Origin of the sequence: Streptomyces sp. AgN23, assembly GCF_001598115.1 — a bacterium.
In the GTDB taxonomy this organism is placed as follows: domain Bacteria; phylum Actinomycetota; class Actinomycetes; order Streptomycetales; family Streptomycetaceae; genus Streptomyces; species Streptomyces antimycoticus.
On record NZ_CP007153.1, the window covers coordinates 10,822,223 to 10,838,160 of the forward strand.

Annotated in this window: 7 protein-coding genes; 2 read left to right on the plus strand and 5 right to left on the minus strand. The window is 67.6% G+C overall.

Annotated elements, in window-relative coordinates:
* Positions 1-199: 199 nt before the first annotated feature.
* The 3 genes from AS97_RS46420 to AS97_RS46430 form a co-directional block, all read right to left on the minus strand.
* A complete protein-coding gene (locus tag AS97_RS46420; protein WP_210567091.1) occupies positions 200-3,337 on the minus strand; it encodes a HEAT repeat domain-containing protein in 3,138 nt (1,045 codons plus the stop codon).
* A gap of 522 nt (positions 3,338-3,859) precedes the next feature.
* Positions 3,860-5,713 (minus strand): AAA family ATPase, encoded by a 1,854-nt coding sequence (locus AS97_RS46425; protein WP_210567092.1) that lies wholly within the window; start codon positions 5,711-5,713, stop codon positions 3,860-3,862.
* Between the two features lie 490 nt (positions 5,714-6,203).
* Positions 6,204-7,859: an IS1182 family transposase gene (locus AS97_RS46430; RefSeq protein WP_210564157.1), complete on the minus strand. Its 1,656-nt coding sequence runs from the start codon at positions 7,857-7,859 to the stop codon at positions 6,204-6,206.
* Positions 7,860-8,611: 752 nt separating this feature from the next.
* On the opposite strand from AS97_RS46430, the gene AS97_RS46435 reads away from it, so the two are divergent.
* Together AS97_RS46435 and AS97_RS46440 are read left to right on the plus strand one after the other, a co-directional pair.
* On the plus strand, positions 8,612-10,612 hold the full coding sequence (locus tag AS97_RS46435) for an AAA family ATPase (RefSeq protein ID WP_210567093.1): 2,001 nt from the start codon (positions 8,612-8,614) through the stop codon (positions 10,610-10,612).
* Positions 10,609-12,528: an ATP-dependent helicase gene (locus AS97_RS46440; protein WP_210567094.1), complete on the plus strand. Its 1,920-nt coding sequence runs from the start codon at positions 10,609-10,611 to the stop codon at positions 12,526-12,528. The genes AS97_RS46435 and AS97_RS46440 overlap by 4 nt, the downstream gene beginning before the upstream one ends.
* A 560-nt stretch (positions 12,529-13,088) precedes the next feature.
* Here the strand turns inward: AS97_RS46440 and AS97_RS46445 are convergent.
* Positions 13,089-14,210 (minus strand): HNH endonuclease, encoded by a 1,122-nt coding sequence (locus tag AS97_RS46445; protein ID WP_210567095.1) that lies wholly within the window; start codon positions 14,208-14,210, stop codon positions 13,089-13,091.
* Between the two features lie 377 nt (positions 14,211-14,587).
* On the minus strand, positions 14,588-15,619 hold the full coding sequence (locus AS97_RS46450) for a hypothetical protein (RefSeq protein ID WP_210567096.1): 1,032 nt from the start codon (positions 15,617-15,619) through the stop codon (positions 14,588-14,590).
* Positions 15,620-15,938: the final 319 nt, after the last annotated feature.

Consider the following 15,938-nt stretch of genomic DNA (forward strand, 5'->3'; position numbering starts at 1 on the left):
TTCCTGAGCTGCTTCGATGCGTCGTGGCCATGTTCGCGACGTATAGATTGAGGTGACACTGGCAGGTGCCGACGACGTGCCCTCTGCCGTCGTTGCCTCAGCCTTCAGATCCGGTCAGAGACCAGCCAGCAGTATGCGCACTGTGTGACTGGACAGGTGTTTTCTGTCGTGCCCAGCTCTGTGGCAACCAGCGTCCGGCTCATGGGATCTGGGCGGTGGCTTGGCGGACGCGTGCGCTGTTGTCGGTGCGGAGTCGTTCGGTGATGGCTTCGTACTTGAGGCGTTCGCCTGGGGGGAGCTCAGCGAGGATACGGGCCAGATTGTGGCGGACGCTGGTGTTGGAGTCCTCGGCGAAGACGCGTGCCAAAGACGGATCCCGGTGATCGGCGTGGCCCCAGCAGATTACGGCCGTCTGCCGCACGAACTTTGAGGGGTGGTTGACCGTCAGGGATGTCGGCGTGGGGGCCAACCGGTCGAGTGCGAGCATGGTCTGTGCCTGTAGCCAGCCGTGGCCTCGTTCTTGTTCGGCACGGCTCAGGTGCGGGAGCAGGCGCTGTTGGACGCGCATCGCTTGCTCGGTGGTGTTGGCGAAGACGGCGGTCGCGTACAGGATCTCTGCGGACAGACGCTGGTCTCCTTGAGCATTGATCTTGTATCGGCTCAGAGGGTGCTGGGTGCGTCGGTCGAAGGCGTCGACCGGGTGTTCTCCCGGATTTGGGTACAGACCCATGAGCCGTTCGAACATGTCGTCTCGTACTGGCGCTGGCAGGGTTTCAGCGAGGATGGACAGTGCGCGAACGGCCTCGGAGCGCCGGTCGGCTGTGTCGTTGCGGTCTTGGGCCCACAACAGCAGGTGTGCTGCGACGCGTTCACGCAAGAGTCTTGCGCCCACGGTGCTCTGGCCCTCGCACGCTATGAGGAAGGCCGCGCACTGCCGCGCGACGGTTCCCATGGCATAGAAGGGGCGGACGGTCCCGACCGGTTCGGCCAGCACGGTGTCGGCCAGTTCCCGCGCGGTCTCAGTGACAGAGGGGTCGTCCACCCGCCAGTCGGCCAGTACGGCGGTGGCCCCGCGGTGTCCCTGCTGCGCCCGTTCGCGTACCGCTGGCACGGCTGACGGCACGTGGGCATGGAGGCCGGCAAGCAGACTCTCAGCGCCGTTCACATCGAGCTTCCACGCGTCCATCAAGGCTTGGATGGCTCGGTCCGCTACAGGCAGTTCGGCCTTGATACAGGCACCGAGGAAAGCCAGCATCTGTTCATCGATGTGCCGAGAGGTATTCGGCTCTCTGGGAATACATTCAATCAACAAGGGCAGCACCTGTTGCGCTGATGCCGCTGGCAGTCGCTCATCGAGCGCTCCCAGAGCTCCGAGAGCCTGCATAACCGGATGAAGGCCCGCCAGCTCCGACTGCAGGCCCGTGATGACGATGTCCGTCAGGCGGGCAGCGATGCCTGCGACAGCATCATCAGGAATGAGATCCGCTTGCTGGCCGATCACCGCTGCGGCTGCGCTGCATACCCACCGTGCACGCACCTCCAAGAGGTCGCGTACGTCGAGAAACTCGGGTACCGATTCGGTGGCGGAGAGTGCGTCCTTTCTGCGGCCGGCAAGGACGTATTGACGCACGGCGTGCTTCGTTTCTCCGGCGCGGTTGAAGACTTCGCCGTAGCGCTGGTGGGCGAGGTTCTCGTCGGTCAACGCACCGGAGATCCGGTCCTGCCACAGCCACTGGTGCGCGGCTCGTGAGGCGTCCGGCAGCCTGTCGTCGACCAGGGCTTCCAGCGCGCTGACTGCCGGGTTGAAGGAGAGGTCGATGAGTCGCGCGCCCTTGGCGCCGACCGTGCGGGCCGAGAGCATGGCTTGGGACGATTCCCTGAATCCGACGTTGTACTGGTCGGCCAGGTAGGAAATGGATCGCAGGGCGTGCCGGGCATCGCCTCCCAGGCCCTCTCGGGTAGCGGCCAGTACAGCGCGCCGGTAGGCCTCGACTGCTTCACTTCCGAGGTCGGCCAGGGCCAGGGCGCGTCCGCGGCGCATGTGCACCAGGACCGCGAACCGTTCCGGTATGCGGCCGCCCAGAGCGCGCCGGTCGAGGTCGGCATACGACTCTTCCGGGCTCTGTCCGGCGCGGACGGCCAGGTCTGCCAGACAGCACTCCAGCCGAATCCGCAAGAGCCCTGTCTGGGAGGGGAAAATCCCGAAAGCCAGGTCAGACAGCCTCGCCGGATGATCGTCGGGGTGTTCGTCGACCACGATCTGCTCGATGACTGCCAGCACCAAGCGGGCTGCCAGGGGATCGCACGCCTGCACCACAGTCTCAAGCGCGGTAGTCACCGGCGGGAGGTCGTAGCCGTACTCGAACCAGTCCCCCAGCGCCTTCAAGACCACGTAGATGTCAGATGCCGTGCCGCCGGCGTCGGGAGCGAGCCGCTTCAGGTGCTCATCCACGAACATACGATCGCCGGAATCGTACCGGTCAAGCATCAACTTAGCCGCGACGGTGAATGCTGCGTCGGCCTGTCCTGCGGATGCCAACAGGTCGCGTTGCCGAGTGCGTAGCTGGCGGGCATGCCCGGTAAACGAGGCATGTTCAAGTGCATCCGCCAATTCGCCGAAGAGCTCGGCAGCCGGCCCAGGCTCCGTCTCCGCGAGCTGCTGGGCGCGGTGCAGTGCGTCCGCCAGGCCCAGGTACTCGAGGGGGTCGTTCAACAGCGCGTAGCCATGCGGCAGGGACGGCACCGGTGGCGTCTCTACCCCGCAGAATGCCTTGGCCCACTCTGGACCGAAGACGCCAGCGACAATGGACGGGCGTTCCCGCAGGAATCGGGAAAGGGCGCGTGCGTCGTACAGATCGATGTCTATGTCGTCCTGGTACTGCTCCTGCAGGGCGACGAGTTCGTCTTCCACGGCCGTGTCATCGACGATGCACCCTGCTGCCAGGACAAAACGCACAGTATCGAACCGACGCTCGGACCACCCCTCTTCGGGGGTCGTGGTACGGGATGGGCCGGTGAAGTCGGTGACGGCCGCACGGAGCGCGGGCGCGGACAGGGAGACGATCCTGCGCACCTGGTAGACGTGCGTCTTCCCTTTCCGCCTACCAATGAGATCGAGTCCGCCCTGGTCCTGTCCGGATCGGCCGTAGCCGCGGATGTCGTTCATCCCATCGACAAGCCACATGACCTCGCAGACCACGCGTTCGAACCCAGGCGGGGACAGCTCGCCGAAGGGCAGCGCATCGGGGGCAGACAGGGGCGGGGTGAGGGGTAGTGCGCTGCGCCGGCTGACAAGCGCACTGAGACGGATCTCCTCCGCGGGCAGCCTCGCAGCCATCCTGCACTCCTTACTCGCCACCGGCAGGCACGGCGGACGTTACCGGAACGTACGCAACAGATCTGCGACGCTGCTTCGGGGGCGGGTAGCCATCTGGTGTGGCCGCCCTTTTCCGGGACCGGGTGCCTCTTGCAGACGGGGAGATCGGCGGAGAACGAGGTGGCGTGCTTGGAGCAAGGCCGACATGCGTGTGACAGCCGCAGTCGACACAAGGAGGGGAATGCATCCGTCCGGTTGTCAGTGGCAGGTGGCACTCTTTGAGCATGGCCTTCCGGGGAAAGTGTTCATATCGAAGGTATTCCGACGTACACGGGCGGTGCTCCATGGGCGGTGGTCGGGTGATACGCGTACATCGCAGGGAGCTGCCGTCTCCTGACGGCTGCCGCTGGTGTGGCGACGATCCGGGCCACCACGGGTCTCAGTGGGTGGCTTCGGCCGGCCTGCATACGTGGGAGGCGCCGACGCCGCAGCAGCGGCTGATGCGTATGAAGGCGCGGCGCGCGGCGCGTCAGGCCGGGGCGGCTACCAAAGATGAGGCCCCGAGTCCTGCGCGCGACTGACGAGAGCATCGAAGACCGTGGACAGGGCGGCGGGGATGCGGTCCTGGGCGAGATGGGCGGCGATGCCGACCATGAGGTCTTCCTTGTTTTTCGGTCCCTCAGGGGAACCGCCCTTGAGCAGGTCCAGTAGTTGCGAGCTGAACTTGCCAGCCCGCAGCTCTTCGATCTCCTGAGGCTGCCAGGGGCCGCGTTCGGTGTTCGGCCTCCACAGCGCGTTGGCTGTCTCGGCCCAGTCGTCGTTGGTGAACAGGTCTTCGAGCTCGTTGGGGGAGCCAAGGTAGAGGCACTCCTGCTTGAGGTCGAAGCCGTGCTCCTTGAGCTTGTCGTCGCGGAAGACGTGCTTTTGGTTGGTGCGGCTGTCTTTGTCAACTACGAAGGCGACGTCCCGCCCGTGATCTTTGAGGAACCGGGCGAATCGCAGCGCGCCTTCGTTGCTGCCGCCGGCCCACAGGCAGATCCCGGCGGACTGGATCGGGAAGCCAGCGTGCTTGCGGAAGAGGATGGGGAACGCGGATGTCTCGGATACGCCCTCAACGGCAACGAAGAACCGCTCGTGCAGGAGGACGCTGTTGCGGAACCCCAGTGTTGTCGCGATCGTCGACAGGTGTCGGCGCACATCCTTGTCCGCGCTGTCCTCGCTCAGGACCTCCGCCCGAACCCGGCCTTCCTGGGTACGCAGGTGCACCACGGAGGAGATGTCGACGCCGTCGATCAGGTTGAGCGAGTGCGTCGCGACGATGACGCGCGCGTTAGGCCGCGAGGACTGCAGTTGGAGGAGCGCCATGATGCGCCGCTGATGGGAGTAGTCGAGGTGGGTGTCGGGCTCGTCGTAGACGAACAGGACATCCGACTCGGGCGTCTGCGTGGCGTCGTGCTGCCCCAAGAGTTCGTTGCTGCTCTCCCACAGGGCCAGGGAGATCCGGCGCGAGCGGCCGGTGCCGGCAGACGACAGCGGGAAGCGGCGGCCCTGGGAGTCCAGCACATTCAGCTCGACGCCGACCAGGGTCGGACGCACCTGCACCTGGGGAGCCAGCTCCACCGACGGCAGGGTGCACCGCTGCGCGATGTGACTGCGGATGCTGTCGATGTCCTCTTTCAGCGACTCAGCGAGATAGCCCTCAAGGTCTGTTACCCGCTTGGCCACTTCGTCGGCCCGCGTATATTCCCGCAGCCGGGAGTTGAGCAGACTCTGGATCACGGCCTCGGGCGCCTGGACGGAGTCTCCCTTGAAGTACACCATCGTCGGCAGGGCCGCGGCAACCTCGGAGGACGCCGACACCCACGCGTCCACCTGCTTCAACTGCTGAGCCAACGCCCGAAGCGGCTGCTCCCAGCTATTCCTGGCACTCGCCTGCCCGACCGGCTCGACCCCGTGAACCGCCGCGAGCTCCTTCAATCCCGGCAGCTTCACTGCCGCCAGGTCACGCAGTTGAGGGTCCTGGCAGACACGTCGGTGGACCTCGAGGAACATGCCTGCCTCCGGCCGGAAACGCCGCCGGATTCGTACCTGCTCGGGCAGCTCGAGACGCAGTTGCTCCTCGGCATTGAGGCTGAAGCTGCCTGTCACGACTGTCTGGGGCACACGCGCGTGCGGGGCGGCTGTGTCGCTCCCTGGCTCCTGGAGATCGCCGTCGCCGACGTAGGTGAGATCGTGCTCGCTCAGTGCTGTTCCGTGCAGCAGGAAGTTCAGCGCGTCCAGAAGAGCGGTCTTCCCGCCCTCGTTCTGCCCGGTCAGAATCGTCTGGGAAAGGACCGGAACCCCGGCGACGTCTGCAAGGCAGCGAAAGCCCTCAACAGAAACGGAACAGATCTGCACGCGTGCCTCAACTCGACGACGATGGACGGGACCTGGATGGGTGCGTCAGCCCGAGACACGGTGGTAGACGTAGCGGCCCTTCACGAAGCGAGCCAGGAAACCGCCTGTGACGTGCCGTTGAAATGCCAGTAGAGGTGTATCAGTGTCGTGCCACTGCTAGAAGGCTACTGATCGCCCCTCACCTGCCTTCATGCTGATGTCGCTCGTGGCAGGAGGTGAGAAACCTGACTGGTGCCTAGTGGCATCTAGGCAGGACAGATTCGTGAGACTTCCTACTGTCCGCGATCTCGCCCGCCGGGCCGCCGTTCGCGCGCACCGGGAGTGCGGCGACCGGTTTGCGGAGCAGCTTCGGCAAGCGTCGCGGGGCAGCGTCCGCTCCCAAGCGGCGGGGCAGTTTTCTTTCAGCGCCGCCGCAAGGTCTGCAGGAGCTCACCTGTCTCGTCGACCGTCCAAAACCCCCAGCCGTGACTCTGTTGGTGATCTTCTGGGGTCATGCGGCGGTGGTGCAGAGAGAGTGGAAGCGTGTTGATCGGTGGCGGGTGGGGGTCGGCTCGGCGATCCAGTCGGCGACGCGGGTGAGGTTGCAGGCCAGTGCGGTCAGTACGTGCTGGACGTGGGTTCTTGCCAGGCCGCGGTAGCGGGATCGGCGCAGGCCGCAGGTGCGAATGTTCTGGGAGAGGGTGGCCTCGATGCCGGCACGGATCGCGTAGCGCTGCTGCCAGTCCTTGGTCTGCTGGTCCAGCCGGTTGCGGGTCTGGATCTCGTGGAGTTTACGGGTGGGCAGGAGCGCGAGTGCACGCGGACGGGTGGCGGAGGTGGTGCACTGAGGGCGGTCGGGGCAGGCAAGGCAGGTGGCCTTGTCGAAACGGACCTGGATGTAGTCGTGGCCGTTGATGCGCAGTGGTCCCCAGTGCCGGCTGATGTGCCCGCGGGGGCAGGTGACCTGCTTGTTGTCCCAGTCCGCGGCGAAGGCGGACTTGTCGAAGCCGCTGCCGCTCTTGGCCTGGTGGCTGTGGTCGGGCACCACCGGGCCCAGCAGGGTGATGCCATGGACCCGGCGGGCCCGTTCGATCCGGGCCGGGGTGATGTAGGCGGCATCGACAACATGTTCGGCCGGGGCCAGGCGGGCGTCGGCGAGGTCGTCGTGGATCTGTTCGGTGAGTTCGCCGTCCTGGACCGGGGCGATCGTGGTGGCCACGTGGATGACCACTTCGGGCCGGTCGGTGTCACAGGTCTCGGTCAGATGGACCCGGTAGCCGCTCCAGGCGGTGTCCCGCTTGACGCAGTAGTGGGCGTCGGTGTCGTAAGGGGAGTCGAACCGCAGGTGTGCCGGGGGCAGTGCGTGGCCGTCGCGCCAGCGCAGACGCCCGTGGGTGTCCCAGTAGTAATGATGGACCCAGACCTGCCGCAGGATCTCCACCTGCGGTAACACCCGCAGTCGGGGTGGGGCGTCGGGTGCCCACACGGCGGTCAGGATCTTCTGGCCGTCCCGGCCGAAGGTCTCCGCCAGGGCGGTGACCCCGGCTTTCCCACCGGGGACCTTCCCGATCTCGATCTTGCGCCCGTAGCGCTTGTCCCATTCCGGCTCGATCAAGGGCAGCAGCCAGTCCCCGTCGGCCTCGGCCAGCTCTTCCAGCGCGGCCCGCAGCGTCTCGCCGGCCAGTTCCAGCCGGCTGAGCGTGCGGACTGCCGCCATCACGTGAGTGGCGTCGGTGCGCTGACGACCTCCGGATTTCAGCAACCCGGCCTCCACCAGCCGCTCCAGCATCACCGTCAGCAGCCGGTCGGCGGCATCACCCTCGGCCAGCCGGGCCCGGAACTCGCACAGCACTGAGTAGTCGAACCCGGCATCGTCCAGCTCCATCCCGAGGGCATATTTCCAGTCAATGCGGGTGCGGACCGCGTCGGCAGCCTGCCGGTCGGAGAGGTTCTCGGCGAACTGCAGCACCGACGCCAGCGCCAACTGCCCCGGTGACAGACCCGGACGGCCGTCGGCCGGATACAGAGAAGCGAACTCCTCGTCCTCGAACAGCACGTCCAACCGATCCCGGATCAGCATCGCCGGTGTGCCCTTCGGACACGCGGCCCGCGCCGTCCGCACTGTCTTCGCCGGGATCCGCTGATAGCTCTTCGGTCGCAACGACATCGCAGCCCACCCCCTGGAACAGCCTCCCTGCCACTGTGCCAGCCCACCGACAACTACCGCATGACCCCGACAACATCACCAACAGAGTCCAGCCGTTGCGGTTGGGCTTCACCTGCGGCTTCAGGGCCTGCAGAACCGCGCTGGCCGCCCCGCTTGGAGTGCGGTAGGAACCGGCCGCGGGCCCCTCGGTGATCGTGAGCGCCTGGGTGGTCGGGTCGTACCGCCCCGGGACCCGGACGCTCTGGTAGATCACATGGACCGCCACCGGTCCGTCCGCTGGTGCCTCGGTTACCCGGGCGGCGGGGGAGGGCTGCTGGAAATGCTCCACCAGCCGGCGCACCGCCTCCCCGGGCGTCACTTCCCAGGCACGGGCGAGAAGGTAGACCTGGGCATGCGTGGCATCGTCCACGGCAAGGCTACGGCTCATACCGGCACTCTAACCCGCATGCGAGGAAATGTGAGCAAAACTGAGAAGCCTCACCCGGGTGCCGGGCCGAGGAAGGCGGACCGGGCGGACGTCCCGGCCCAGCCGCTCTCGCGCGGCCGACAACCGCTCGCCCCGGGCTGCCCGCCGTCGGCAGGCCGTCCTGCGGGACGGCGAACGCCGCCGACGATCTCTACAACGGAGGCCGAGCACCCCGGCGGGCGATGAAAAAGCAGTTCATCGGTCAAATCAGCAACTAGGCTTATTCGTACGTGCGGGACGCCTGGAACGGGTGTGGCGTAGAGCTGTTCACTGGGGAGGGAGCGCGATGCGCCTGTCCAAAGTCAAGGTCACCAACTTCCGGAACTTCCGTGACCTTGTGATCGACCCGTTCCCGACCCCGGCGGTGATCGTCGGGGAGAACGGGGCCGGCAAGAGCAACCTGCTGCACGCCCTGCGTCTGGTCCTGGACCCCGACCTGTCCAACCGGTGGCGCCGGCTGCAGGCCGATGACATCCACGACGGCGCCCCGGGGCTGCACGAGGGAGTGGAGGTCAGGGTAGAGGTCGAACTCTCGGACTTCGACGAGGATGCCGATGCCATCGCCACCCTCGACGGCGCCATCATCACCCAGGACGGGCAGCCCCGGATCGCCCGCCTGACCTACCTGTTCCAGCCCAAGGCCGCGTTCGACGCCGTCTTCCCAGCACAGCCGGACCAGGCACTGACTCCGGATGACTACTCCTGGACCATCTACGGCGCCGACGATCCGCGAATGGACATGCGCCACGCCAAGGAGTACGTCCCGCTGTGGGTTCTTCCGGCCCTGCGCGATGCGGAGGGCGACTTCACCCGCGCCGACCGCAGCCCCCTCATCCGGCTGCTGCGTGAGCGGCAACCGTCCCCGGAAAACGTCACCTCCACCTTGGCAGCCCTGAAAGAAGCGCGCAGCCAGCTCGCACAAGACCCCGCCATGGAGCAGGCGGTCAGCGAGCTCGCCGCTCGGTTGTCCGCCATGACCGGCCCCCAGCTCCCGCTGGCCCCCGCACTGGACTTCGCCAGCCGGGAAGAAGACCTCATCCGCAGCGTCCAGCTCTTCACCGACCCTGGCAGCCGCCGCGGCATCCAGTACACCTCCACCGGAACAGCCAACGTGGTCTACCTGGCTCTGCTACTGGAATGGATCAAGCTGCGGCGACAGGCGACCGACGGCGAGGACACGCTCCTAGCCGTGGAGGAACCCGAGGCGCACCTGCACCCCACCCTCCAGCGCAAGGTGTTCGCCCACCTCCTGCACGGCCCCAACCGGCTGCTACTCACCACGCACAGCCCGCACATTGCTGCCGTCACCCCGCTCGCCAGCCTCGTCCTTGCCAGCACACGCGGCGAGCACACTACGGGCACCGTCGTGCCGCCCGGTCTGCTCACTCCCGCCGAGACAGCCGACCTCGAGCGCTACCTCAACGTCACGCGCGCCGAGATCCTCTTCGCCAGGGGCGTCGTCTTCGTGGAAGGCGCAGCCGACGCCTACCTCCTGCCCGCCCTCGCCGACGCCGTCGGATTTCCCCTGGACGACCACGGCATCGTCATCTCCAGCGTCGAAGGTACCGACTTCGCCCCCTACGCCACCCTCCTGGGACCTCAAGCACTGCGCCGCTCCCACTGGATCCTCACCGACGGCGATGCTGCCGACGCCAAGTACCGGCACACCAAGGAACCGGGCCTGTGGCGGGCCCGCCACCTGGCTCAGATCGCCGGCAACGACGAACTGCACCAAGAACTCGAGCGCCACCTGAACGCCCTCGCCGCCCAGGACCTGCCCGACAGCGGCTCCCGCACCGGCCGGAGGGCCGCCGTGGCCGCCGCGGCAGGCATCGGCGTCTACGTCGGCGACCACACGCTGGAAACCGACCTCGCACCCCTGCTCCACCAGGAGATGACCGAGGCCTTCCACGACTTCAAACAACGCGCCGACACTCGCGCCGCCTTCGGCGCAGCCCTGACCCCGGTCAAGGACGGCACCGCCACCAGCGAGCAGCGTCGCGTCCTGGTCGACAAAATCGAAGATATCGGTAAGGGCCGCTACGCCCAGCGCCTGGCCGCGCACGTCGCCGCCCTGCCGGACCTGCCCCGCCGCGTACGCGGGCTCCTGGGCCCTCTCCCGGGCCCTCCCACCCGCGAGGACCTGCTGACCATCGCGGGACCGGGCACGCTCCTCGCCCTGCTGGACGACCTCAGCCGCACCTTCCGCGACCTTCCCCTCTTCCCCTCAACCCCCCACGCCGCAGCCGCGACGACCCCCACCCCTGATCCGGACAGCAGCAGATGACTGCTGCCCGCCAGCCCTCCACGCCCCCGGCCCCGTCGGCCCCCACGACCGGACCCGCCATGCTGCCGCCCGCCCTGGCCGCGGAAATCCGCCAACTGCACCCCGACCAACACGAAGCTGCCACCCACCAGGGCAACCTCGCCGTGCTTGCCGGCCCCGGCGCCGGCAAGACCCGCACCCTGGTCGCCCACGTCGGATACCTCCTGGCCACCACCAGCCGCCACTGCGGCGTCGCCGCCATCACCTACACCGAAGCAGCCGCCAACGAAACCACCGCACGCCTGCACGCCCTCGGACTGCGCCCCGGCCGCCGCCTGTCCAGCACCACCGTCCACGCCTTCTGCCTGCACCACATCCTGCGGCCCTACGGGCGGCTGATCGGCGATCCGCTTCCCGAGGACCTCACCATCCCCGACACCGCCGCCTGCACCACGCTGTGGGATACCGCCGCCTACCACTGCGGCCTGGACATCGACCGCCGAAACCGCCCCACCCTCCAGGTCCTGCGCCGCCTGCTGGCCGCCAACGAACCCACCGCCGACTACCCTGCCGAATATCCGCGCACCGTCCGCGCCTACGAGCAGCTCCTGCGCCAGCACCATGCCCTGGATTTCGAGGCCATGACCATCCGCGCCCTCACCCTGCTGCGCCGCAGTCGCACCGCACGCGAGCAGCTCGTCGCCCGCTTCCCCTACCTCGTCGTCGACGAATACCAAGACCTCGGCCCGGTCCTGCACGCCCTGGTCGAAACTGTCCTGAACGCAGGAGCCCACATCACCGCCGTCGGCGACCCCGACCAGGTGATGTACGCCTACCAAGGCGCCAGCCCCCGCTACCTGAAGCAGCTCAGCAAACGCCCGGACTTCCACACCGTGCCCTTGAAGGTCAACTACCGCAGTGGCAGCGACCTGGTGGCAGCCGGTCATGCGGTACTCGGCGAAGACCGCGGCTATCAGGCAGCCCCCGACCGAGACGACGTCGGAGCCGTCACCATCCTCGATGCCCAGGGCGACTTCGAGGCGCACGCCGCCCGGACCGTCGAGGTCCTCCACGACCGTCTGGCAGCCGGCACACCCCCAGAAGACATCGCCGTCCTCTACCGCTCCCAAGGGCCCCTCCTGACCGCGTTGACCACAGCACTTAACGCCGCCGACATCCCCTTCGACACCGAAAAGCAGCGCCGCCGCCCCAGCGGCCCACTCGCCGATCTGATCGCCGCCTGCACAGCCCGCCGACTAGCCGGGCCACTGCCGGGCCGTGCCCGCACCGGCAGCGCAATCCCCCGCCGCATCGGCGCCGGTGTCGCCCCAGCCCGCTCCCTGCGCGAACTCGCCGCAACCTGGCACCGCCAACTCAAGCTGGCCGGCCTCACCACCCCCGAGACCACCTCTCGCACCCTGGCGCGCCGGATGGCAGCACTCCTGGATGCCCCAGACCGGGAAACCCCAGCACACCCCGCAGCCACCTTCCTCACCGCCCTGTGGAACACCTTGGGCGGCACCCCGCTGGCACAAAGCAGCCCCGACCAACGTGATCGGGCCACGGGTGAGGCCACGGCGGACATTGGCGAGCTGACCATGGCGGAACTCGCCGGAGGACAGATCCCCGGCCACATCGCCCTGACCACCTACCACAGCGCCAAGGGCCGCGAATTCGACATCGTCATCCTGCCGGGCCTCATCGAAGGCCTCGTCCCCTTCTACTACCCTGGCAAGCAGCCAACCGGTGAAGCCGTGGCGGAGGCGCGCAGAGCCTTCTACGTCGCGCTCACACGCGCCAGAAACGAAGCGGTACTCATCGAAGGCGACCACTACACCATGCCAGCAAATCAGTGGTACGCCGCGCGCGTCCGCCCCTCAAGACGCTCACGCTTCGTCGACGAAGTCGCCATCCACCTCCAGCGCCCGCCCAACTGATCGCCGCTCACCCGCTCCCGCCCGAAGACACCGCTGCACCCGAGCCCCCAGAATTTTCCGCCACGCACTCACCCTCACATCCAGAAGACACCCGCCCGTGCTACCGCCCTCCCCCCAACCGCTGCCGCCCAGGCATGGGCTCCCGCCTGGCCCGCGCCCGCCATCTGGCCGCTGCCCGCCCTTACCGTGCTCACCACCACCCGTGATGACCCGCAGTTCATTCACCTAGCCTTCTGGGCCCACCGGCCCCCGCCTCGGGCGTATCACCCTCCACCCGCCCCCTGGTGGGGTCCGGCGCCTACCTGGCCCACGACCTGATACGCGGCTTCGGCAAGCACCCGCCCCTGCCCGACCGGGCACCACCCGCGCAGCGGACCTGCGCAAACTCCCTGAGCACGCGCCCCACACCTGCTGGAACCGTCTCCGTACCGGTCTCCCGCCCCGATAAGGTCGCCACCCGCACGGTCGCGCTTCAGCGCAGCGCGGTGAGCCCACTCCCGCCGCTGGGCCGGAAGCCAGTCGCGGCGGTTGTGCCCCGGGGCGCACCTAGCCCACAGGCTCTACCCAGCCGTGCGTACCGCAGGGTCGCCCACGGGGCCACCGGCCGTCACACGTGATTTGCCGTGCAGCCAGTTCCACACCGTCTTGCTGTCGGTGCCCCACCGGGCAGCCAGCGCGATGGTGGAGGGACGCTGGCCTTGCGGCAGGCCCCAGTAGTCTTCCCGCAGCGCACGTACCTGTGCATCGGCCACCTTCACCATCCGATGGGCCTCCCCGCGCACGTGATTGGTCCGGCCCGCCGCCCCAGGAATCAGCTCTCCGGTGGGACCGCCCGCCTCCGGACGGCTGCGGCCATGCAGCAGCCGATGAACGGTGCCCCAGTACACGCCGTATCGCTCTCCGAGAGAGACCAACGTGGGCCGGTTGCCGCGCGGGGCGTTCCAGTACACCTCCCGCATTTCTCGGATGTCATCATCGCGCACCTTCGTCGCGAAGTGCTCGTCGCCGCGGGCATACCTGCCCGCCGCCATGCGGTCGTGCATATTCTGTTTCTGTGTCCCAAGGCGCAGATGACGCGGGTTGCAGCACCGCGGGTTGCCCCCGCCGGGACACACGTGCCGCAAAACATCACCGAAGATGCTTGCCAAGGGCAACCCGTGGTGAAGGGCATAGGCCACGCGTCCGGCCTGAGTATGGACGCCCTCCCAGGAGACCGAGCCATACCCGAAATCGTGCTGGCTTGCTGCCGTCCAAGGCCAGCACGTCTCCTCGCCGCCGCTCGCGTCGACCTTCTGCCAGAACTCTGCCTCCAGGGCCTGTCGCTCCAGTGCCGCAAGGTCACCGACGGGGAGCCGCCACCCACCAGTCGGGGGCTGCGCGGGCGTGTCCACCGGGTGAGGGCCCCGCTGGTCTCGGTGGAGACAGAAACGGTCACGCATGTTCTCCTTCTGCGTGCCCAGGACCAGGTGCGCCGGATTACAACAGCGCGGCACGGCGCACAGGTGCCGGACAAAGATCTTGGAGGAAAAGTTCTGCGTCATACCGTGGGCGAGCAGATACGCCACTCGGTGCGCACTGACGACGTCGACCAGCGACCGTCCGGCCCAATACTGACCGTAGCCATCGGAGTTGCGCCGCCCGCGAAAGAGCCAGCACTTCGCTGCGCCGGGGCTGGTGTCCACCAACGCCCAGTACTTAGCCTCCCGAAAGATCCTTCGCTCCGGCACTTCCTGAGCACCTCGGAAGGTCCCTGTCCCGGCCAGTGGCTGCGGCCTGCAAAAAGGCCTGGGCAGTGACCGGTAGCTCCGGCCACCGACCAATTCGTCGATCACACCCCGCGACACCTGCAATTGCGCTGCCGCCGCTGTCCTGGTGACCTGGCCCAAAGTGACGGCATACAGCGCCCACAGGGCCTGCCCGTCGGTTAAGGAACGCTGATTTCGAGGCATGCCGGAAGGTACCGCGAGGCACTGACAGCCCCTTCACTGCCTCGCGCAGCGGCCGCTGCGCTGAGAGCCGGGTGCGACACCGAACCGTGCACATGCACGATTGCGCGGTGTCAGTTCAGGTCGTCGAAGAGGGAGTCCTGGACCGGAGGTGCGTTGCGCGGGCGAGGGAGGGGCTTGCGCTGGTGTGGAGGCGGCGCAGGAGCGCCGGCGGCGCCGTCGGTCAGGGCGTACTCGCAGGCGGCCCGCAGGTCCGGCAGGTGCATCTGCGCGCCCATCAGGCCGAGGAAGTCCGCGACGCTCCAGTCGATGAGTGCGCCTTGGCGGGAGAGATAGAGCCCCACGGTGTCGATGCTGTAGTTGTCGCTGTAGTCCAGCAGAAGGTAGCCGGCCAGCTGGTAGAGCTCGGCGCGGCCCATCCGCTCGGGGCGGATGGTGGCCTTGCAGTCCACCAGCGCTTTGGCCAGGATGAAGTCGGCGTCGGCTCCGCCCACGTGCAGACTGCCCTCGAAGACCGGCCCGCAAATCCGCTGTGGCGCGGCAAGCTGCCGCAGACGGTCGAACGGGCCGGGCTGCGCGGCCAGTTCCATCTGCCGTCGAATGTCGTCGACGATGTAGAACGGCACGGCATCAACCATGTCATCCAGACACGCGCCGGGCGGGGTCAGGCCCAAGGCGTTGCCGCGTACCCAGCCCACGTGACGGAAGATCGCCTCGAAGCCGGAGGAGAGGTGACACAGTCGAATGAGGCGATCTTCGGCCTCATCCTCCAGGACCAGCGGCTGACCGTCCTCGCTCTCGTACGTGCCCAGTTCTTCTAACAGCTCCGTGCCCGCGGCCTGCACCGTGTCAATGACCTCGCGGCTAGGCCACCCGTCATCATCGATGACGGCCCGCACCACTCCCTCGCTGATCGGTGCGCCGGTGGGCGCTCCGAGACTGATCCTCAGCCGGTGATCAACGGTGTGGCCCAGCATCCGGTACTCCGGACGCTGCCCCGCCCCGGCAGCCGGTCTCACTGGCGCGGCATAGCGCGCCAGTCGCGCACGGTAGTCACTCAACACGTCCTCGACTACCGGCAGATGCTCGGCGAGGAACCGAGACATCGCCGAGGTGGGGTCCTTGAGGCAGGAGGTGAGACTCATGCGTGCATCGTGCCGCACACCGCCGACACCGCGGCCAACAGCCGCAGCAGGTACCGGAGGGTAGCCGAGACTTTGCGTCATCCCATTTCACGCCGCGCCACACCCGTTGTCAGACCCTGCCCCTACAGTGCCCCGCCCATTGCCGGGTCGCAGTGCCACCGGGTGCGTACTCGCCTCGCCCGACTCACGCACTGACATGGGAAGGCGCCTCAACCGACCACACTGCAGGGCAACCTGCTGGCCGGGACGACCCCGGGCACTTGACGGGCGCCGGACAGGCGCTACACGCGTTGCATCCCCGGCTGCGCACCGCGGACGA

Bases quoted from the DNA above. Each gene is read 5' to 3' on its own strand.
- AS97_RS46440 (WP_210567094.1), top strand. From the start codon at position 10,609: ATGACTGCTGCCCGCCAGCCCTCCACGCCCCCGGCCCCGTCGGCCCCC.
- AS97_RS46450 (WP_210567096.1), bottom strand. From the start codon at position 15,619: ATGAGTCTCACCTCCTGCCTCAAGGACCCCACCTCGGCGATGTCTCGG.
- AS97_RS46435 (WP_210567093.1), top strand. From the start codon at position 8,612: ATGCGCCTGTCCAAAGTCAAGGTCACCAACTTCCGGAACTTCCGTGAC.
- AS97_RS46430 (WP_210564157.1), bottom strand. From the start codon at position 7,859: ATGTCGTTGCGACCGAAGAGCTATCAGCGGATCCCGGCGAAGACAGTG.
- AS97_RS46420 (WP_210567091.1), bottom strand. From the start codon at position 3,337: ATGGCTGCGAGGCTGCCCGCGGAGGAGATCCGTCTCAGTGCGCTTGTC.